Source organism: Halorubellus amylolyticus (assembly GCF_034808145.1).
In the GTDB taxonomy this organism is placed as follows: Archaea; Halobacteriota; Halobacteria; order Halobacteriales; family Natrialbaceae; genus Halorubellus.
Window position 1 is genome coordinate 1 of record NZ_JAXHGM010000060.1, and the last position, 270, is coordinate 270.

1 protein-coding gene is annotated in these 270 nt (G+C 41.5%); it reads right to left on the minus strand.

Translation table 11 applies throughout. The features are described 5' to 3' along the window. Positions 1–270, minus strand: a 270-nt coding sequence (locus SM754_RS20270) for a hypothetical protein (protein ID WP_323677947.1), incomplete at both ends; no start/stop codon positions are given.

The window sequence follows — 270 nt, forward strand, 5'->3', positions numbered from 1 at the left end:
TATAAATATTGTAAATTCTTCTCCAAGAGCATGTGCAAGACAGCAAAGTGCCTCTGCAGCATCTTTCCGCAGAACATCATTGTTGCCATCCAATACAAGCTTCAGATGATGGACCAAAGATGAAACATGAGTACCAACCTGAACCTCAGGTATAAGCTTGGTCAAATTTACATTTGCACGCCTCCTAATATCAACGACCTCCAATTTTAATAAACGATCAAGCACCTGAGCAACCAAGTGCATGTGCTCATCCAAATTCCCCCCAAAAAC